This is a genomic window from Shewanella oncorhynchi, assembly GCF_012584455.1.
In the GTDB taxonomy this organism is placed as follows: domain Bacteria; phylum Pseudomonadota; class Gammaproteobacteria; order Enterobacterales; family Shewanellaceae; genus Shewanella; species Shewanella oncorhynchi.
In genome coordinates, this window is sequence record NZ_JABAEB010000014.1 from 51,675 (window position 1) to 72,800 (window position 21,126).

Sequence of the window (21,126 nt, forward strand, 5' to 3'; positions counted from 1 at the left end):
ATGCGCTCCTAGTGCTGATGACCGCTGCTTAAACGCATTAAACTGCCCTTGAGGCTGGCTTCGGAGTCGAGTAAAAATTGCCCTGAGATCACCACGCGCTCGCCCTCGGTTAAGCCCGAGACAATCTCAGCTTTACCCTGACTCATCATGCCGACGGTCACGACTTTAGCGGCAAAACTATTGTCGTCTTGTTTGACTATCACGCGATTCTCTTTACCCGTTTGGATTAAGGCTTCCTGTGGGATTACTAGCGTGTCTTTATTGGGGCCGCCAAAAAGCGAGACCTTGGCGAGGGTTTTAGGTCTAAGGGAAACATGGGTGTTATTGAGCACAACACGCACTCGCAAGCTACGCGTGACAGGATCAAGTTCCGGATAGATATAATCTATAGTGCCTTTTATCCCGCTTAAGTTCATGGCGGGCACAGCCACTTCAGCCTGTTGGCCTTTGACTATCCAGCTTTGTTCATTTTCAAACACATCGGCTATGACCCATACCTTAGAGAGATCGACTAACGACATCACTTCGGTGGATGGCTCAATATACATACCATCGCGGATAGACAGTGTTTCGACTACACCATCCTGTTGTGCATAAAAGGGTACCCGATATTGGGTTTGGCGCGAGTCGGCTAATTGCTTGATTTGTTGCTCGGTAAATCCTAAAAATGACAGTCTTAAGCCTGCTCTACGAACAAGATCCTGATATCTCTGATTGCCTGCTGTTTTGGCGGTATCTAAGGCGAGTAAATAATCATCCTGAGCATTGACTAAATCGGGTGAATAGATTTCATAGAGTAGCTGCCCTTTTTTGACTGTGTCTCCCATGGACTTTACCATCAGTTTTTCAACCCAACCCGTTACTCGAGCATGGATATGCGTTATTTGGCTTTCATCGTAATCCACTTGTCCAACGGTTTCGACAAATTTCCACAGTGTGTCGCGTTCAACCTTGGCGACTTTGAGTGCCAGCGCTTGCTGCATACTGCCGGAAACATTGATATTGATTTCTTGGGTATTGCCACCCGTTTCGACTTTTTCTAAGTTCATGCCGCAGATAGGGCAAGTGCCGGGCACATCGCTGATGATGTGAGCATGCATAGGGCAAACGTACTTGATTGTTGTCACGTGGTTTTGAGCTTTGACTAAACTGTCGGCCTTAGGTGTTGGGGTATCGAATACCTGGCTCGAAGCTTTCGCTGCCAAGGTTTGCCCATGCTCAGAGGCTTGGTGATCTGCGGCTTGATGCTGCGCATGCTCGGCCGCGGGGTTCGCGGCATCTTGTTTCTCAACTAAAAACATATTGCACTTAGGGCAGCGACCAGGCTCATGGCTGAGCACTTCGGGATGCATAGGGCAAGTGTAGGTTTTTACTTGATTTAACGGATTATTCTTAGGCACTGTTGCAGAATTTACTGCAGCTTCGGTCGCCACGGGCTCTTGTGTGCTCGCCAGTTGGGCATGGCTCAACCAAGGCGTACCTAAGAGTAAGCTACTCAAGATCAGTACTGTTTTAGGGGTCTGCTTTTTTACGGTTTTAAATGAATTCATATGCCTCATCTCCAGCCTAACTTAGTGGTGTTTGTGGGCGTTTTTTGCCGCACCTTCAGCTGGTTTTGCTTCTACTGCCTTTGGCTCTAAGTTCATACCACATTGAGGGCAAGTATCCTCTTTGCTGCCAGTCACTTCAGGGTGCATAGGGCAAACATGGGTATGGGCTTGTTCCTGTGGATTGGCATTGTCGTGTTGATGTGCGTGCGGCGCTGCCGTCGCAAACACGCTTGTGCTGGTCAGCAAGAATGCGATTAAGGCGAGATTAGTTAGTGTTTTCATATTATTCACTCCATCGGATTAACGGCCGAATACGAGCGCATAAACGTCAGTGAGCACAGTGGATCAAAGCGGTTCGCTTCGATAGACGGATGGATGCCACAATTTGGCATTCGGCTCAGTAATCAACGTTTTGCTAGACTCTGGTGCACGATTTAATGATAAGGCACCACAATAAACGGCTAAATAGGGCGTTAGCTTAGGGCTAACAGCATTGTCGTTTTAGCTTGGTCGTTTGGCTTTTTTAAGGGTTGATTTGCCCAATAAGCACAAAGTAGGGCTAGGCTATCGGTGGTTTAAAGGCCGAAGACAAAGAGATAGAGTGGAAATGAGGCATAGGAGTGGCCATTGCAGTATCGCTCATGCTCACACTTGGCCAGAGGTGTGGGCTGAATAGAGTGCCAGCGACTGAAATCGTCAAACAATGACCACAATCATTTGAACATGATGTGGTGCCATCACAGCAATGCTGTTTCGCGCCGGGAAGCATTTTATCGTTGCAGCAATCCGCGTTGGCCATTGAATGTGAGTCAGAACTGTTCTCCGTGTCCATCTGCATCATTGTAGCGTGGTGCATTTGGGAGGAAACCTCATGATTCATCGCACTCATATCCATAGTGTGTGGCACCATGGCGTGACCATTAGACACGACACTTTGCCCGACGAGTGCGAGTAGAGTGAATATGACTAAAAAATAACGACCGAGTGTGTGATGCATAAGTCTTCCAAATGATGAACGGCTCGATTCTAGCATAGCGATGTTTAGCTGTAATGATTTAACTCACACTTCAGTTAATGCCTCAATTTAAATATCTAATTAATCTAAATTAGCAAATAGAATTTTTGACTCGCAGTTTTGTCTTCAACGGGCTTATCATGAATATGACTGCGTATTCTAAGAGACTCAAATTGATCGTAGAAAGTTTCATTTCGAACAGTATTATTCGGCTTACCTGCGTTTTACCATTTATTTCTGCTTCACTCTCAAGGTGCAATAAACATTGGCACGATCACATTTCTGTTTTCTAGAAAATAAATTTCTAGTTCTAGATTATCAAGGGGGAGCCTAACTATAAAAAATCGGTAACTTGCGATTATCGGGTGATTGCATTAGCTTTAGTTAAAGTGCATCACAGTTCAGCTAGCGGTTTTTACCAAATGACGTCCAAATAGTTAGAGCTAAGTCTCATTTTGCGCTTTTAAGGTTAATTTAATCAGCAAATTTCGGCTTAAAATCAAATTTCTAATAAATGAAAGAGCATAAACTAGTCTTATAAAAACTAATTTTGACAATTTTGGAGATAGAGTGATGAACTGGCGTGCACTATTTAAACCTAGCGCGAAATATTCAATCCTGGCGCTACTGGTCGTCGGTATTGTAGTGGGTGTTGTGGGATACTTTACCACTCAACAAACATTACACGCGACCAGTACAGATGAGTTCTGTATGTCTTGCCATAGCAATCATTCGCTGAAGGATGAAGTGTTGGCTTCTGCCCATGGCGGCGGCAAAGCAGGGATTACGGTTCAGTGTCAAGACTGTCACTTACCCCATGGTCCAGTCGATTATTTGATCAAAAAAATCATCGTATCTAAAGATTTATATGGTTTCATGACAATTGATGGCTTTAACACTCAAGCTTGGTTAGATGAAAATCGTAAAGAACAAGCGGATAAAGCGCTGAATTATTTCCGTGCGAACGATTCTGCTAACTGTCAGCATTGCCACACTCGTATTTACGAGAATCAGCCAGAAACTATGAGTAAAATGGCTGTAAGAATGCACTCAAATAACTTCAAGAAAGAACCAGACGCGAGAAAGACCTGTGTTGACTGCCATAAAGGCGTAGCACACCCATATCCAAAAGGATAAGGTTTAGCTATTCAGTTTCTTAATTGATAGCCATTAAAAAGCCCTCTATTGAGGGCTTTTTGCTGTCTGTGTCTGAGTGTTCGGTTAATTCGCTTGAGCCATCACCCGTTGCCGATAAGCTAACAGGCTGAAAATTCCGAAGATAAACACTTGTAGATAATCTTGTTGCGTTAATGGTAGCAAGGTCTTAAACAGCATGTGGAAAATCGCGACTTGGAAGCAATGCATCATGCAGGTAATGGCAAACAGGATATTTAAAGTAATCGCCACATTGCCTTCAAAGGGGATGACTAAGTTGTAGGCCATCATCAACCATGCAATCAGAGTGATGACTTTACCTAAGTTAATCAATAAGGGCATGGTTTTCATCTTCGATGGGCTCAACAGTGGTTTCTGAGTGATATTGATATAAACGGTAGCTCACTTGCCCTGCATTCTTTTCTTTTAAGGCGTGCCAGCGAGAAGGGATAGCAAGTTGCGGCAATTCAGACTCGATTTCGACATAAATCAGCGCACCATCATTGAGCCAACCTTGAGTATCTAGCAGTTGAATCGTCTTTTCTGCCAATCCCTTACGAAAGGGTGGATCGATAAACACCACATCGAAACCTTGCTCGCAGCCCCTTTGCAGTACCACTAACGTATCAGCATTGAGCACTTCGGCCTTACCGCATTTAAGGGTTTGTAGATTTTCTTTTAATTGCATGGCTGCGCCTCGTTGCAACTCGATAATTTTGGCGAAACTGGCATAGCGGGACAAGGCTTCGAGAGCTAAAGCGCCGCTACCGCCAAAACAGTCGAGTACACGTGCATTGACTAAATCATTCGCAAGCCAGTTAAAGAGTGTTTCGCGAACCCTGTCTGTCGTTGGGCGTAAACCTTCGAGATCTTGGATAGGTAGACGACGCGAGCGCCATTGGCCTGCGATGATCCGCACTTGTCCACTGCCGGGTTTATTTTTGGCTGTTTGACCCTTGGTCACATTATTTTTGACCGTTCGATGATTAACCAAAGTGCCCCCGTGATTTTGCCTGAAGAAAGAAAGTGGTAGACTGTGCCACCTTAATAAAGGCCGCTATTTTATATCAAAGTCTCACTAAAAGGTGAGAAGGCTAACTGAGCTTAGCTAATTGCCGACTTTTTGGGCGTAATTGCCGAGGCAATCTGGTATAACATCAGGGTCTTATTCAAAATTCAATACTGAAGTAGAGCGCTGGAATCACACATGGCAAAGAAAGGTTTTTTCTCTTGGTTTCGTAAAGATAAGTCACAAGATGAGGTCGTCGCTGAAACGCCAGTTGTTACTCCAACACAAGATAGTGATGCAGCACAGCGTGTCGCGCAGGAACAAGTAGAGACACAAGGGGTCATCGAGGCCGAAGCTCATGCTGAAAAACAGGCAGCAGAACAGTTAGCGGCCGAACAAACACAGGCAAAAGCCGAAGCCGAGCAATTCGCCCTTGAGCATGCCCGAATCGAATCGTTGCATTTTGCTAATCAGCAAGCTGAAGCGACACGTTTGGCTGCAGAACAACTTAGTGCACAAAAGCATGCTGCAGAGAAGTTAGCCGAAGCACAGTTAGAAGCAGAGCAACGCATCGCAGAACAATTGGCAGCACAGCAGTTAGCGGTTGAGCAAGCCGCCGCAGAGCAATTAGCTCAAGCAGAGGCGGCGCGTGTAGTTGCCGCTCAGCTAGAAGCAGAATTACTCGCAGCGGAACAAGCTGAACTTGCCCGTTTGGCCGCCGAACAGCATGCTGCTGAAGCCTTAGCGGCAGAACAACTTGCTGGCGAAGCACTAGCACGTGAGCAAGCAGAGGCTTTAGTTCAGCAACAAGCTGAAACTGAGCAAACTGTTACAGCAGTTGCTGAATTACAACCTGAGCCTCAGGCGAGACCCGTTAAGGAAGGCCTCTTTGCTCGCCTGAAACGTGGCTTAATGCGTACCAGCGAGAATATCGGCAGTGGTTTTATCGGCCTATTTCGCGGCAAGAAAATCGATGATGATCTGTTTGAAGAACTCGAAGAGCAATTATTAATCGCCGACGTTGGTGTTGAAACCACTACGCGATTAATCAAGAATTTGACAGAGCATGCCTCACGTAAGCAGCTTAAAGATGCCGAAGCTTTATATGAATTGCTGCGGGATGAGTTGCAAAAAACACTCGATCCTGTCGCTATCCCGTTAGTGCCAGACAATGCTAATGGCCCATTTGTTATCTTAATGGTTGGCGTTAATGGCGTGGGTAAAACCACCACTATTGGTAAATTGGCCAAGCAATATCAGAGCCAAGGTAAGTCAGTGATGTTAGCCGCGGGTGATACCTTCCGTGCTGCAGCGGTTGAGCAGCTACAGGTTTGGGGTCAACGTAATGATATTACAGTGATTGCCCAGCATACAGGTGCCGATAGTGCCTCTGTGTTGTTCGATGCTTTGCAAGCGGCCAAGGCGCGTAAAGTGGATGTATTGATTGCCGACACTGCTGGTCGTTTACAGAATAAAGCGCACTTGATGGAAGAATTGAAGAAAGTCGTGCGAGTGATGAAGAAACTCGACCCAGATACGCCACATGAGGTCATGCTGACATTAGATGCGAGCACGGGGCAAAACGCGATTAGCCAAGCACAATTATTCCAGGAAGCCGTAGGTGTAACGGGTATTACCATCAGTAAGTTAGATGGAACGGCTAAGGGCGGCGTGGTATTTGCGATTGCTGATAAGTTTAATATTCCGATCCGTTACATAGGTGTGGGTGAGCAAATTGATGATTTGCGTACCTTCAATTCGAAAGAATTTATCGATGCCTTGTTCACTCAAGAAAAAGCGGATAGCTAATTTATGATTGATTTTCAGCAGGTCAGTAAGATTTATCCAGGCGGCCAAATGGCGCTGGAGGATGTGAATTTTCATCTACAGCAAGGTGAAATGGCATTTTTAACCGGCCACTCGGGGGCGGGTAAAAGTACGCTGCTGAAATTAATCACGGTAATCGAGCGGGCAACAACGGGGCGCGTCGCGATTAACGGTCACGATATCGCCAAAGTCAGCCCTAAACATGTGCCTTATTTGCGCCGCAATATCGGGATGATTTTCCAGAACCATCACCTATTGATGGACCGAAGTGTGTTCGACAATGTGGCTTTACCGCTAGTGATTGAGGGATTCTCACACGGTGAAATCCGTAAGCGTGTTGCGGGTGCGCTCGATATGGTGGGTTTATATGGCAAGGAGCGGCATAACCCAATTATGTTGTCCGGCGGCGAACAGCAACGTGTTGGCATTGCCCGTGCGATTGTGAATAAACCACCTTTACTGCTCGCCGATGAGCCGACGGGTAACTTAGATCCTAAATTATCTATGGATATTTTGCGTCTGTTTGAAACCTTTAATGATGCTGGAACCAGCGTATTAATTGCCACCCATGATTTAGGTCTTATCGCACGAATGAAATATCGCACTTTTACCCTCAAACAGGGCCGTATGTTAGGTGCACAAGAGTTGCATCCTAATGTGCACACTCGCAGTGCACCGACGAATAGAGGTGAAGGGCAATGAGCGATAGCGCAAAATTAACTCGCAGCAAGCTGCCTCTGTCTGGTCGGATTGTGATGTTTTTTATTCGCCATGCGCAGCAAGCAATGGCGAGCATGGGAGAGCTCTGGCGCAACCCAATATCCTCTGTGATGACCATGGCTGTCTTAGGGGTGAGCCTAAGTTTGCCTGCAGCATTGCAAGTGTTAGTTAAAAATGCCGAGACCATTACCAGTTCCTGGAACAGCGCGGCAGAGATCTCCTTGTTTATCGACGATAATCGTAGTGAACAAACGATTCAGAGCCTGCTGACGCGCATTCGGACATATCCCGAAGTGGATAAAGTGCAATACATAGATAAAAATCAAGCGCTAGAAGAATTCCAACGCTTATCTGGGTTTGGTGAGGCCTTGGCCTATTTAGATAAAAATCCTTTGCCCGCGGTCATTACCGTTACGCCTACGCCGCGTTACTCAACACCAGTGGGCGCCCGTGAACTCTTAACTAAACTAGAGCGCGAGCCTGAGATTAGCTTTGGCCGCTTAGATATTGAATGGTTAGAACGGTTACAGGCGGTAGTGCGTCTACTCGAACGTACTGTGATGGCGATTGCTGCGTTACTTGTTCTGGCTGTGGTCTTAGTGATAGGTAATACGATTCGCTTGGCAATTATAAATCGGCGCAGCGAAATTGAAGTGATGAAGCTAGTCGGAGCAACTGAAGCCTTTATCCAGCGCCCATTTCTCTACACAGGGATTTGGTACGGGGTTATTGGCGGCATATTGGCTTGGCTTATCATCAACTTATTAGTGTGGTATCTCGATTCCGCCCTTGCCGAACTTTTAGGCTTGTATGGCAGTCAGCTTGAAATGAAATCACTCACTTTTATTGAACTGCTGCAATTGGTTGGACTTGCCTCATTTTTAGGTTGGTTAGGTTCGTATTTGTCTGTACGCCAGCATTTACGGTCGATTGAACCTTCATAATAATCAGTCGATTAAACTAAAAAAAGTGACGAAAAAAATGCTGAGTAATGAACTTTTGTTCACTTGCAATGTCTACTTCAGCGAGGTAAAAAGGGTATCTGCAAATGAGCTGAGGTTGACATACTCTGTCAATTAGCCGATAGTTCGTGAGCTTATTCTTAGGGTATTTTGTTGTTGAACTTAAGAATGCACTCGTTAAGTAGTCTGATAAATGTAGGAGAGCGAATGACCTTTCAAACGCAATCAATGGCACTGACAGTCCCACAGGGCGCCAGTAGTCTAGAAGCTTATATCCATTCAGTGACTAGCATCAGCATGCTGGACGCTGAGGCTGAGTATGAGTTGGCCAAGCGTTTACAGGAAACTGGTGATCTACAAGCTGCGAAGCAACTGATTATGTCGCACTTACGTTTTGTAGTGCACGTTGCAAAGGGCTATTCAGGCTATGGTTTGCCACAGGCTGACCTGATCCAAGAAGGCAACATAGGCTTGATGAAAGCGGTTAAACGCTTCGATCCCGATGTTGGCGTGCGTCTAGTGTCTTTTGCTGTGCACTGGATCAAAGCTGAAATTCATGAATATGTGCTGAAAAACTGGCGCATTGTTAAAGTCGCGACCACTAAAGCACAACGTAAGTTGTTCTTTAATATCCGTAAAGCGAAAAAACGCTTAGGTTGGTTCAGCGATGCAGAAGTCACTATGGTGGCTGAAAATTTAGGTGTATCTAAGGCCGATGTGACCGAAATGGAATCACGTATGGCTGCGCAAGATCCGGCATTTGATTTAACCAATGATCAAGACGAGGAGCATGATTTTGCCCCCGTCCATTATTTGGAAGATCATTCATCGGATTTAGCGGAAAATATTGAAAACGACAACTGGGAATCCAATGCTCAAGGTCGTTTATTATCGGCCATCAAAACCTTAGATGAACGTAGCCAGCATATTCTGCGCGCCCGTTGGTTAGATGACGATAAAACCACACTGCAAGAACTTGCAGAGACTTATCAAGTGTCGGCCGAACGTATTCGCCAACTTGAGAAAAATGCCATGAACAAGCTAAAAGCTTGCATGGAAGCCTAAGTCACATCACGTGTAAAATGATTGTAACTTAACCATAAAAAAACCTGCTGCGGCAGGTTTTTTTATGGGAGAAAGAATGGATTTAATCGCGCTATTTAAAGTGAATTTCGCTATAGCTATAAAGCTCAATCGTATTGAAACGTACGCGACTATGGCTGATTTCACCACGAGACATCGGATTTATCCTACATTTAGAGCTGTTATAAATAGTTAATATATCGCTAACTTTTGAGCCTCAATTCGAAAGTTATTTTCGATGCTTATTATCGAACGGTTTGTTCCTCCGCATTTTGAGTATCGCCTTAAGCAAAGTTGATATGGATATTGAGCACGGAAGATTTGGTCGGGTAGCGATGGATTATGTACCAAGGAAAGCATTTAAGTTAGAAGGGATACCCGCCAATTTACGATAGATACTCATTATGCGTTTTTTTTAATGCTTACAAAGGTGGGAAGTTATGTTCTCAATGATCACTAAGTTAGCCCTATCATCAGAATCTGGTTGGGGTACTGCATTTCGTGTCAATGGGGGCGTCGAAGTATGTCAGCAGAGCTTGTTTTGGTTAGTTTGCAAGGGTATCGCTTTTGAACGCGAGGACTTAAAGCTTAGTTATGTATTGGGAGCTGAGGTCATTCTATGCCAATTTGAGACGAGAGTTTTAATTGAGTTGCTTAAAAAAAATAACATTCATTATTTTCAAGACGATAGCCAAGTGCGATGGTTGCTGCCCCGTAATGTATCAACAATCTACTATGCGCAGTGGAAGAATAGTATAGCGGTTGATCTTAACCAAACCTGTGTTGACTACTGTTTTTTTTAAATGCTTATTCTTGCCATGACATTTTTATATGAATGAGTAGTGTTTTAAGCTAGATAAGTGTGATTAGTTAGTTATAAATTTTTAACTTATCAATAAGTACATTTATTGCCAGTAAATATACTTCAGAACATCCATTCTTGGTCGATAGTTAGGAGGTGTCCTACAAATCGAAATGGGTGATGAGATGTTAAAGGTATCGTTATTCGGCGTAACTACAGTCATGTTGAGCGCGGTGATAAGCTGTAACGTGATAGCAAAAACTGAGTTTAGAACTCTTTCTTTTCAAGGTGAGATAGCAGAACCAAGTTGCAACTCCGATCTATCTACCATTTCTTGTTATGACCAGAATTTTAATCAATTTCTTACCCAAGTTATACAGCCTAAGATATTTCCGAACGCTATGTATAGTGGCGAAAAACGTGTTTTATTAACCCAGTTCAAACAAATTAATAATCTGGTTTTTAGCCGAAAAAATGAGAATGAAGTTATTCTTGCTCTTCATTATAATTGATGCACAATTTTGCTATTAATAATGGCGATTTCATTTTTTGAAATCGCTTTTTCATTTTTATCTTTAGTATATTCATTGTCAGAAATTTCCTACAAGATCGCAAGTCTAGTCCTATATGTAATTGTTAGTGTTGTTGCTATTGTGTGCTCAGCTTTGATGAGCCATAACCTTAATATTTCCATATAGTAATAACAGTAGGATGTCTGATGAAAAAATTAACGCTATCTATTTTAGTTTTAGGTGCATTGTTTGGTACTAGTGTTCAAGCGAATAATACTATTACTTTTTTGGGTGATGTATCGGACCAAACTTGTGAAGTGGCGATTAACGGAAATGCGGCTAATCCCAGTGTCTTGCTACCAACAGTTTCTACGGCTCAACTTGCCACTGCAGGCTCAGTTGCTGGTGAAACACCTTTTACCATTTCAGTCAGTGGTTGTACTGTCAATGCAACGCAAGCTTTACCTATTAAAACTGTATTTTTGGGTAACAATATCACAACCGCAGGTAACTTAGGCAATACTGGTACGGCAACGAATGTAGCATTACAGCTTCTTGATTCAGTTGGTGGAACGAGTATCAATTTAACAGCAGGAAGTGCTGTTGATGGATTAAATGTTGCTGCAGGTGCAGACTCTGCCTCCCATGATTTTGCTGTGCAGTATATTTCTGAAACTGGTAGTGCAACAGCAGGTCGTGTGATTAGCTCTGTCCAATATTCAGTTTCTTATCTTTAATATACGATAAATTATGATTATTCGCTCACCCAGCCCATGGGTGAGCGCTGCTGCTTTTTGGGGCTTCTATGATTTTTTCTAGCTTACTTCTTCGTTTAATATTTTTGACTCTACTCATGATCGGTTTTTCAGTTAATGCGAGTGTGGTCATGACCAATACGCGAGTCATTTATCCTAGTGATGCTAAAGAGCGCAGTGTTCAGTTAACAAATAACGATGCTTTTCCAAATGTTGTTCAGGTCTGGACTGATATTAATAACCCAGAGTCGGCACCTGAGTATGCTGATGGCCCATTTTTGGCCTTACCCGCTATTTTTAGAATAGAGCCTAAGCGAGGGCAGTTAATTCGCTTAATTTATAGCGGCGGTGAGCTGCCAAAAGACCGTGAGAGTGTGTTTTATCTTAATTTTCTACAGATACCTCCATTATCGAAAGAAAATGCTGGTGAAAATCAGATGCTAGTGATGCTCAAAAATAGAGTGAAAATATTTTATCGGCCTGTAGAGATTGAATCTAATCCAGATGATGTAGCAAAAGAGATTGCCTTTGATGTTCAGTATGCTGACGCTGGAATTCACCTTGATGTGAAAAATAATGCGGCTTTTTTTGCCTCTTTTGTTGAGGCAAAAATTAAATCTGGAAAACAAGAGTTAATCATCCCTATTACCATGCTTGAACCTAAGTCTAATCAGTTGATAGACATTCAGAATCAGCAGTTTGTCATCACATATCCAATGACGATTGAATTCACTTTAGTAAATGATTACGGCGGATTTGTAAAAAGTGAATATGTCATTGCATCTGAACATCATTGATAAGATTAGTTATGAAAAAATCCATGGGTTTGATGAGCCAAATTTACTCTTTGCTGCTATTGATTGGTGTGATCTTTTGCATGTCTTCATCGTTGAGGGCTGATGACTTACAGGATTTCACATTTGATGACAGCCTATTACTTGGTGGTGGTTATGGCGATAGTTATCTTTCTCGCTTTAACTCGACTGCAGAAACTATTCCAGGTCAATACCAAGTTGATATCTATATAAATGGTACTTACTTAAATAGGGAAATTATTAATTTTATTAAGGTTGGCTCCCAAGGAGTTGTGCCTTGTCTCGACCTTAATTTCTGGAACAAGTCGAATGTAACTGCAATATACATAAACGAAGATGCATTATTGCAGGCTGAATGTGCGGCCCCTGATACTGTGGTCAAGGGGGTATCGACGCAATTTGATGCCGAGAAATTAAGATTAGGGATTGCGATCCCACAAGCTTATTTACGGCAGATTCCGCGTGGCTATGTTGATCCGTCATCTTGGAGTGAGGGAGAAAATGCTGGATTTATCAGTTACAACAGTAACTACTATCAAACTAATAGCCGCAGTGCTGGTAGCGATATGCGTGCCATTTATACGGGCCTTAATTCAGGTGTCAATTTAGGATTATGGCGCCTGAGAAATCAATCGAGTTATCAGTACAACGATGTTGGCCAAAATACCCAAGAAAGTTTTAATTCTATTAGAACTTATATCACCAGAGCCTTGCCGGATATGCAGAGCGAACTCTTGCTTGGTGATGCCTACACTCGAGGAAATATTTTCGGTAGTTTAGCTTTTACCGGCGTACAGTTGCTGACTGATAATCGTATGTTACCAGAATCCCAGCGTGGTTATGCACCTGTCGTCAGAGGACTCGCTAACTCAACCGCTAGCGTAGCGATTAAGCAAAATGGTGTGAGTATTTATCAAACCACAGTAGCGGCGGGGCCTTTTGTTATTAATGACTTATTTCCCACAAGTTATGAGGGGGATTTGTTAGTTGAAATTAGTGAAGCCGATGGAAAGGTCTCTAGTTTTACTGTGCCATTCAGTGCTGTGCCTGGCTCGTTGCGTGAAGGAAGTTTCCAGTACGGGTTATCATTTGGTGAAGTAGATCAAGCAGAGTCTGGTGGGTACTTTGTAGATTTAATTTCTGAATATGGTTTGAGTAATATGCTGACGCTAAATAGCGGTGGGCGTGTCGGAGATGATTATTTTGCTTTGAGTCTAGGGACTGTATTAGGTACAGAATGGGGGGCTCTGGGGTTAACCGCAGTACATTCTATGTCTCGTATTTCTCAGTCTTCAGTATTAAATGAGTGGAAAAATGGCTGGCGTGTTGGACTTAATTATAGCCATTCGTTCGATTCGGGGACATCAGTGGCACTTGCTGGATATCACTACTCTACTGAGTCATTTCGGGAGTTGAATGATGTTTTAGGTTTGAGGAGGGCATTGGAGAGTGGGAATATTTTTGAATCTGAGACCTACAGTCAGCGGTCTGAAATGAGTTTGAGTGTGAATCAGAGTTTAGATGACTTTGGCTTTGTGTATTTGAGTGGTTCTAAACGTCAATACCGTGATGGGCGCGATGATGACGATCAACTACAGTTCGGTTATACGGTGGGTATTGGTCGTGTGAATATAGGACTCACTTTTTCACGTCAATATACCAGTCAAGTTCCGCTACAGAATGGGTTTGGTGGTCAGCTATTAACTGAAATGAGCGGTTATTCCTCTGATTGGGTGAAGGAAGATCTTGTGAGTCTCACCGTGTCCATTCCATTTGGTAGTCGCCAGTCAAACATGCTTAGCAGTGGGTTTAGTCACTCATCTAGGGGTAATGAACAGTATAATCTAGGGCTCGCAGGCACTGTGGACGATGATAATACTTGGACATATGGCCTGAATGCTTCATTGCAGCGGCAGGATAGTTCGAGTGAAAGTGTCAGCGTTAATACGCAAAAGCGTTTTAGCCAAGCGACTTTATCGGGCAACTATTCTATTTCTGATACTTATCAACAGGTTGGCGCTGGTTTGAGTGGTGCTGCAGTGGTGCATTCTGGCGGCGTAACATTAAGCCAAAACCTCAGTGATACTTTTGCGATTGTTCAAGCTGAGGGAGCTTCTGGCGCAAAAGTGACTAATAATTGGGGTACTGAGATTGATGACTTGGGATATGCAATTATCCCATCTTTGACGCCTTATCGCACAAATAGTGTCACGCTTGATACGGGATCTATGTTAAGTGGTACAGAACTTATCGAGACACAACAGCAAGTTGCGCCCTATGCCGGCTCTATCGTTAAGATGAAATTCGAGACTAGACACGGGATAGCCGTCGTCTTCATGACTCAGCAAGCCAACGGCGGCGTTATTCCTATTGGCGCCGAAGTCGTGGACGAAGATGGCCTAGTATTGGGCATGGTTGGACAGGCTGGTATGGCTTATGTCAGAGCTTCTAAACCGAGTGGTCAGTTGACCGTTAATTGGGGAAATAAACCCGATCAGCAATGTCACTTTGACTATACCCTCGAAAGCAGTCGTGATAACACTTTATTAAGAATGCCCGCGCTATGTGAGCGGATTAATTGAGATAAAAACTATGATTGAGTTCAACCTAGGTCGGCTATTGGCAGTGGTATCTTTTGTGTTTGCCACTTTAGTTAGTGGTCAAGCTATGGCGACTTGCTACCGTATATCGACGACTACAACAGATCCGGCAAATTTTTATTATGTCGCACCTGCGTATGGTAAAACAGCTATATGGTCTGGTGGTCTCGATCCTAATAGGGGCATACTTAATCTGCCTATTATCAATGTTACCGATGAAAGTTTTCAGCCCAATGGCACGTTATTGGGATCGAGTGTTGTGCCCTTCAGTACCTATGGACAGACTGGCGGGTATGATCCTGATCAGGTACTTTTTCGTTGCGATGCGGCGGATGAGCACCAACTAAATGAGATCTACTCAGTAAACGCTGATAATGCTTATGGCGGCATGTACGAAGATGGCGTGGCTTATGGTATTAACAAAGGTTATGCCACTTACCATCGAAATGTTGTGCTCAGGGTTAAGAATAATGCCACCGGTCAGTATTTTTCGCGCTTATGGCAATATCGGCCGCTGCGGGGGTTAGACCGTGATGCTCAGGGAAGAATATTAGTGAAGGCGAAAAACTTTACTGATGTCACGATAGAGCTGTTCCAGATTGGCAATATCAGAGGTGTGACTGAGTCTATAGCATACAGTTATAATCAACCTGCAGCTTATATTGCTTTTGGTGGGCCTGGCCTTGCCTATCCTACGGAAGGGGTTGACCATATTAGTCATTATCCAGGCTGGTATGCGAATTGGCCTGGGAATATCAGCTTATATCAACAGTTGTATACGCGAAGGGCTGGAGGTTGTGCGGTAATGAATGTCACGCCTTATGTGTTGTTCCCCACTGTGACTATCGCGGAATTAAACAGCGGCATTACCCGAGAAGCTGACATCCAGATTAATTATCGTTGCCAACAGAAAGCCAATATCAATGGCCCCGCAGTTAATGCGAACGCTATCGCCTTTAAGATTGAGAGTAATAATTACCAGATGGCGAGACGGTTGGGGTTTACTACTCAGGATGCTGTGACATATCTAGTCAGTAATGCCTATGGTGCTAATATGGTTGCTAATGGTGTGGGGATAAAGCTACAACGCAATGATGGTGTGATTCAACCCTTTTTAAATTTTGATAATAGAACCAGCTTAGACTCACAATATAATGCATGGAAAGACGGTTGGCGGCCATTACAGGGGAATCAGACAGGTATTGTCGGTACGAGTTATCAATATATGGATAATTACAGAGTTGTTTTTGGCAAGTTGCCCGGAATGAGTCCAACGGCAGGAAAATTTTATGCAAAAGCGGAAGTGCTTATTCGGGTTCAGTAGTTTAGTTTTATGGCTCCTAATGCTGCAAAACGCTCTGGCTGGCGTAGTCGCCGATCGTAGTCGAATTATTTTTGCGGCTTCCGATCGGGAGCAAGGGTTGTCACTGGTGAATATTAATGACTACCCTGTGATGGTGCAACTGTGGGTGGATGACGGCGATCCAGACTCTGGCCCTGAAACGGCAAATGCGCCAATTTTGCCCTATCCTGGCTTGTTGCAAATTGCCCCAAAGGAGCGCAAGCACATAAATCTGCTTAATATTGCGGAGCAGGAACCTGAAAAACAAGAACAGTTATACTGGCTGAATGTATACGAAGTTCCACCCACCCCCGCCAAAAATATTGATGAAACTGAGGGGCAACTGTTGATTGTCGCTTTACGTACTCAAATGAAGGTTTTTGTGCGGCCCAATAAGCTAGCTATTGATGTTTTAGACTTAGCAAAGTGGCAGTCATTTATATTGAAAGACAATATGTTATCAATAGAGAATAAGTCACCTTACTATGTGACCTATCAGAACCTCAGTTTGAGTTTTAAAGGGAGGGATTATGCTATTTTTCAAGGAATGCTAGCCCCTTACTCTGCAGAAACTGTGACTATCACTGAGAGCGAGTTAATCGATCAGCTTGGGCTTATCCTAAAGGCCGAGTACATAGACGATGAGGGGAATGCTCAGCCGCTTGCTTTGACAGTGAATTGAACATAAGGCTCTGTTTACAACAGGGCCTTATGTATATGCATTTATACAGCGTGACTTGAAGCTATGGGCTTGGGCATTATTTTGAGGCTGTTTGGGTATAAGAGATCACTTCTGCCTCGAGTGAAGCAATAGCCTGAGATACGGCTTCAACATAAGTATTCAACTGCTGATGGCTCGCATTTTCCAGCATTTCACAGGCAGACATAAGCTTCTGTGCATCGATAATTCTCGCAGCACCTTTGATCTTATGGGCGAGATCTTTGATGGTACTCAAATCATTATTTTCGAGGGCTACATACAGGGACTGCAAGTCGCTTTGATTGCTTTTAAGGAGTTCTTTAAGCAATTTATCGACTAACTTTGCATTATTTCCTGTGAGTTTTTCTACTGCGTCAGCGGCAAAATGTGTGGCGGTTATGGTGATTTTCTCTGGGGTAAACCGTTTAATCATACTTTCTAGCTCCATTAGGCTGATGGGTTTGAATAAACAGTCATCCATCCCTGCAGTTAAACAGGCATCCTTGGCTTCTTTTTGGGCATTAGCGGTATAGCCGATGACGATAGCATGCGTGTGACGTTTGTGTTCGAGTTGGCGAATTTTCTGACAGAGTTCATAACCGTTCATTTCTGGCATATTACAATCGGTGATCACCACAGGGTACTGTTTACTTTCGAACATGTTTAAGGCAATTAAGCCATTTTCTGCTTCATCAACACTATGGCCTAAATATTTAAGCTGCTGGGCTAATAGCAAGCGATTCGCAGGGTGATCGTCAACAATTAAGATATCGAGGGGATTACTCACATGCGATTCTGGAATGGGTTGTGAAGGGTTATGGATTGCTTCGGCTTCAAGCTGGGTGAGGGTTAATTGCATGCTGATCTGAGTTCCTTGATGCAATTTACTTTCAAGGGTTAAACTCCCACCCATCATTTCGCACAGAGAGCGGCTAATCATGAGCCCAAGCCCTGTACCACCATGGGTTGTATGGGTCCCTTGTGCTTGGCTGAAAGGGGTAAATAGTTTCTGTTGGTCGTCCCCCGAGATGCCAATTCCTGTATCCGTGACAGTAAATAGAATCGTGTGGGTTGTATTGGTGAAACTTTCTGATTGAATTTTCACTTTTACTCCACCGCTGTCAGTAAATTTAATGGCGTTGCCAATTAAATTTGACAGTATTTGTTTAATCCTCATAGGGTCAACGAGTACATCATTCGCAATAACAGGATCGAAATCCAACTGTAAAGTGATTCCTTTTTGCCTTGCTAGTCCATCAAACACTCTCACGACAGAGGTTGCAATTGTCTTAAGATTGGTTCTCATGGGCGAAAGTGACAGCTGACCCGCTTCAATACGAGCAATATCTAAAATATCACCAATAAGTTCAAGTAAGTCATTAGCGGAATCATAGGCAACTTTAATTGAATTTAAATCAAACTGTTGTGAATTTGTACGTTTTAGTACCAGTTCTAACATTCCTATGATGGCATTCATTGGCGTACGGATTTCATGACTCATAGTTGCTAAGAAAGTACTCTTTGCTTGGCTTGCACTGTCCGCAGCTTCCTTAGCATATTCTAATTCTTCAATAAGCTTGACTCTATCGCTGACATCTATCCAACCACCAATAATCCCTTCTATATTGCCAGCTTCATCGCCATAGGATTTAAACCAATGATAAATATTATATTTATGTCCATTTATATGAAGTTCTCTATCCTTAAATACGGCAAGACCATCCTCTAAGGCTTGTACATATTCTTTATCTACAATAGGAGCCTCTTTAGAGCGACTGGCTCCTTCCATTGTGGTCTTATATAGCAAATCTTCGCGTGAGGCGTTGAAAGCATTAAGGTAACTCTCGTTACACATAGTCAGTTCACGCCGCTTATTTCTTACATAAATAGGATGAGGTATGGCATCAACAATGGACTGCATAAATTGCAGTTGTTGATTAAGTTCTTTTTTGGCTAATAGCCGCTTGCGATAATGAGTTCGAGTGTAAAGAGCCCAAATAATTGAGACTAAAATCATGATCGTTGAGGCAATCACAATAGTGTAAATAGTGTACTTATAATCCTTCCAGCTTTGGCGTGCAGGCAGTGCATTACGGCGCCAGCGATTTTCTGCCATTTGTAATTCATCAGGAGGAATAACAGTTAATGTTTTATTAAGTATACTCTTAAGTAGTTTATTTGAACTCGCCATTCCGAATGCCACAGACGCTCTTGGCATTTCATCTATGATCTTACTTACTTCTAAAGTATCGCTGAAATAACTATTTACATAGAAGTCGGCTAAAGCCAGTGGCACAATAGTGGTATTTGTTGCACCAGTCGCTATATCATTCAATGCCTCAAGATAATTGTCAGCGATTATAATGTCTGCATTAGGATTTATTTTTCTGAGCATGTTATCATTAAAAGTACCATCGGGAACAACTATAGCGTTAATATCTAGGTCTTGTGCATTTTTCTGTGTTACAAAAACATAAGGTGAATTTGAAAATTCTTTAGTAAAAATAATATTTTTATTAAGATCTTCACTTGGTGAGAATATTGTCATCATAGCTTTATGATTGAGGACGGAACTAATCTGTTCTGAAAACCTATTGTTAACAATATAGTCAAACTTTAGCCCTGAATACATTTGTATTAGTTCCAAAACCTCAATGCCAAACCCTTCAGCGTTATGTGTATCGTCAAGGTATGTTAGCGGTGCCGCATACTTATTAATTGCCACTGTTATTTTAGGGTTTTTTTGTAACCAAGCCGTCTCATCTGCTGTAAAACTGGGGAGTTCTGAGGTAAAAGGAATGGTGCTTCCACCGCCACTCCAGCGTTTTCTAATCAACTTTCTCTGTTCGAGTGAAATATTACTAATAGATTTATTAATTATATCTATTAAGGCCTTATTTTGTTCTGTTGCAGCAAAGGCGCTGCCATAGGAGTTTAGAGACAAGTGAGTGTCTAATTTAAGTTTTCCAGAGAAGTTGTTGTTTATTAAATAGTTGGCGGAGACTTGGTCGACTATCACAGCATCAACTTGTCGAAATGCAGCTGCAGCAACGGCCGCCTGTCTAGAGGAGAATTTGAGTAATTTTCTATTTGGATAAATATCTGTTATCGCTTCATCTGGTAAGTACTCATAGGCCATAGACATCGACTTGATTTGTTCATTATCACCTAAGTTAGCATTTCTGAATATAGAAGGCTTATCAACGGTATAAGGTGTGCTTAGTAGAAGACCGTGCATTTGTTCAAATTTATTTGCTGTAGTAATTAGATCTACTTCTCCATTGAGCGCTGCGGTAATTGTTTTTTCCCGAGATGCATAACGTTTTATATTGACTTCAATGTTGAGCATATTAGCAATAATATGTATATAGTCAGCACTAATTCCTTTATAAAATTCTTGTTCACCATTTACTGTCATGTCAAATGGTGGATAGTCAGGCGACGATATGCCAATATTCAGCAATCTATATTTTTTAAGTGTATCAATCTCTTCTAATGATAGCTGGATAGGCAATGCAGCCTTCTCTTGATAGCCGACCAAATGATAATGGGTGAATTTACTTTCATGTGCTAGTGAATAAATTGAATTTAGGCTCAATATAAGAATGAAAATAACATTTCTCATATTAAGTTTTGCCTCTTTGCTATTTCAATTATATCTACCAAATTTTTTGCATTTAGTTTATCAAGTAGTCTAGTTTTATATGTGCTAATGGTTTTGTTACTTAACAGCATACGCTCGGCTATTTCTTTATTAGATAAGCCTACTGCTAGCTGCTGCAATACCACCATTTCGCGAGTTGAAAGCTTTTTTACGAGTTCAGCCTCGTCCTGACTTGATTTAGCAATCATGTTGTTATTGCTTATAATCGGAAAATAGGAGTGGCCGGTGAGAATTGCTCTAAGCGCGCCAGTGACTTCATTCATATCCTTTTGTTTAGAGACAAAACCTGAAGCTCCGGCTTGAATACAACGGGAAACAAAGTGATCAGATGGTTGTGCCGTCAAGACTAAAATTGGCGGGCTCTTTACGAGTTTTCTTGACCTTTCTATCACTTCTAATCCATCTAATTGGGGGATGCCAATATCGAGAATAACAGCATCGGGTGAGAGTTCTTTAATAAGTTTTAATGCATCAACACCATTATTGGTTTCTGCTATCACTTCAAAGCCACTTTGTTCTAAAATGATTTTTAGTGCTAAAACAACAACTGGATGATCATCTACTATTAATATTTTTCTTTTCATTCATGTAACTCCGTAACTATTGAGTACAGAT

Annotated in this window: 18 protein-coding genes; 11 read left to right on the forward strand and 7 right to left on the reverse strand. The window is 42.7% G+C overall.

Going from position 1 to position 21,126, the window contains the following annotated elements; all coding sequences use genetic code 11:
* Positions 1-8: 8 nt before the first annotated feature.
* The 3 genes from HGO26_RS19090 to HGO26_RS19100 form a co-directional block, all read right to left on the reverse strand.
* Entirely contained in the window at positions 9-1,550 is a 1,542-nt protein-coding gene (locus HGO26_RS19090; RefSeq protein ID WP_168827237.1) for an efflux RND transporter periplasmic adaptor subunit, read from the reverse strand.
* A gap of 21 nt (positions 1,551-1,571) precedes the next feature.
* Complete coding sequence (locus HGO26_RS19095) at positions 1,572-1,832, reverse strand: heavy metal-binding domain-containing protein (protein ID WP_113940264.1); 261 nt, start codon at positions 1,830-1,832, stop codon at positions 1,572-1,574.
* Positions 1,833-2,109: 277 nt separating this feature from the next.
* Positions 2,110-2,547 (reverse strand): hypothetical protein, encoded by a 438-nt coding sequence (locus tag HGO26_RS19100; RefSeq protein ID WP_168827238.1) that lies wholly within the window; start codon positions 2,545-2,547, stop codon positions 2,110-2,112.
* A gap of 591 nt (positions 2,548-3,138) precedes the next feature.
* Between HGO26_RS19100 and HGO26_RS19105 the strand changes: the two genes are divergently transcribed.
* The gene (locus HGO26_RS19105; RefSeq protein WP_105250630.1) at positions 3,139-3,702 is read left to right on the forward strand and encodes a NapC/NirT family cytochrome c; all 564 of its coding nucleotides are present in this window, start codon (positions 3,139-3,141) and stop codon (positions 3,700-3,702) included.
* Between the two features lie 84 nt (positions 3,703-3,786).
* On the opposite strand, the gene HGO26_RS19110 is transcribed toward HGO26_RS19105, so the two are convergent.
* Positions 3,787-4,071: a DUF1145 domain-containing protein gene (locus tag HGO26_RS19110; RefSeq protein WP_168827239.1), complete on the reverse strand. Its 285-nt coding sequence runs from the start codon at positions 4,069-4,071 to the stop codon at positions 3,787-3,789.
* The gene (rsmD, locus tag HGO26_RS19115; RefSeq protein WP_168827240.1) at positions 4,046-4,714 is read right to left on the reverse strand and encodes a 16S rRNA (guanine(966)-N(2))-methyltransferase RsmD; all 669 of its coding nucleotides are present in this window, start codon (positions 4,712-4,714) and stop codon (positions 4,046-4,048) included. Before rsmD ends, HGO26_RS19110 begins: the two co-directional genes overlap by 26 nt.
* Before the next feature lie 213 nt (positions 4,715-4,927).
* Here rsmD and ftsY point away from each other — a divergent pair, with 213 nt between their 5' ends.
* From ftsY to HGO26_RS19165, 10 genes are all read left to right on the forward strand, one after another.
* On the forward strand, positions 4,928-6,538 hold the full coding sequence (gene ftsY, locus HGO26_RS19120; protein ID WP_168827241.1) for a signal recognition particle-docking protein FtsY: 1,611 nt from the start codon (positions 4,928-4,930) through the stop codon (positions 6,536-6,538).
* 3 nt (positions 6,539-6,541) lie between these two features.
* Positions 6,542-7,258, forward strand: a complete 717-nt coding sequence (gene ftsE / locus HGO26_RS19125) for a cell division ATP-binding protein FtsE (RefSeq protein WP_105250626.1) — start codon at positions 6,542-6,544, stop codon at positions 7,256-7,258.
* Positions 7,255-8,220, forward strand: coding sequence for a permease-like cell division protein FtsX (gene ftsX / locus HGO26_RS19130; protein ID WP_168827242.1), 966 nt, complete (start codon positions 7,255-7,257; stop codon positions 8,218-8,220). Before ftsE ends, ftsX begins: the two co-directional genes overlap by 4 nt.
* A 225-nt stretch (positions 8,221-8,445) precedes the next feature.
* Positions 8,446-9,303, forward strand: coding sequence for an RNA polymerase sigma factor RpoH (rpoH, locus tag HGO26_RS19135; RefSeq protein ID WP_006079635.1), 858 nt, complete (start codon positions 8,446-8,448; stop codon positions 9,301-9,303).
* 458 nt (positions 9,304-9,761) lie between these two features.
* Positions 9,762-10,124, forward strand: a complete 363-nt coding sequence (locus tag HGO26_RS19140; RefSeq protein WP_168827243.1) for a hypothetical protein — start codon at positions 9,762-9,764, stop codon at positions 10,122-10,124.
* A gap of 717 nt (positions 10,125-10,841) precedes the next feature.
* Entirely contained in the window at positions 10,842-11,372 is a 531-nt protein-coding gene (locus tag HGO26_RS19145) for a fimbrial protein (protein WP_168827244.1), read from the forward strand.
* Between the two features lie 68 nt (positions 11,373-11,440).
* Positions 11,441-12,187: a fimbrial biogenesis chaperone gene (locus tag HGO26_RS19150; protein ID WP_168827246.1), complete on the forward strand. Its 747-nt coding sequence runs from the start codon at positions 11,441-11,443 to the stop codon at positions 12,185-12,187.
* Positions 12,188-12,198: 11 nt separating this feature from the next.
* Complete coding sequence (locus HGO26_RS19155) at positions 12,199-14,787, forward strand: fimbria/pilus outer membrane usher protein (protein WP_247651590.1); 2,589 nt, start codon at positions 12,199-12,201, stop codon at positions 14,785-14,787.
* A 10-nt stretch (positions 14,788-14,797) separates the two neighbouring features.
* A complete protein-coding gene (locus tag HGO26_RS19160; RefSeq protein WP_168827247.1) occupies positions 14,798-16,129 on the forward strand; it encodes a fimbrial protein in 1,332 nt (443 codons plus the stop codon).
* Between the two features lie 19 nt (positions 16,130-16,148).
* Positions 16,149-16,829 (forward strand): fimbrial biogenesis chaperone, encoded by a 681-nt coding sequence (locus tag HGO26_RS19165; RefSeq protein ID WP_168827248.1) that lies wholly within the window; start codon positions 16,149-16,151, stop codon positions 16,827-16,829.
* Positions 16,830-16,905: 76 nt separating this feature from the next.
* Here the strand turns inward: HGO26_RS19165 and HGO26_RS19170 are convergent, their stop codons facing one another.
* The gene (locus tag HGO26_RS19170; RefSeq protein WP_168827249.1) at positions 16,906-20,472 is read right to left on the reverse strand and encodes an ATP-binding protein; all 3,567 of its coding nucleotides are present in this window, start codon (positions 20,470-20,472) and stop codon (positions 16,906-16,908) included.
* Entirely contained in the window at positions 20,469-21,095 is a 627-nt protein-coding gene (locus HGO26_RS19175) for a response regulator transcription factor (protein WP_113940277.1), read from the reverse strand. Before HGO26_RS19175 ends, HGO26_RS19170 begins: the two co-directional genes overlap by 4 nt.
* Between the last annotated feature and the right edge of the window lie 31 nt (positions 21,096-21,126).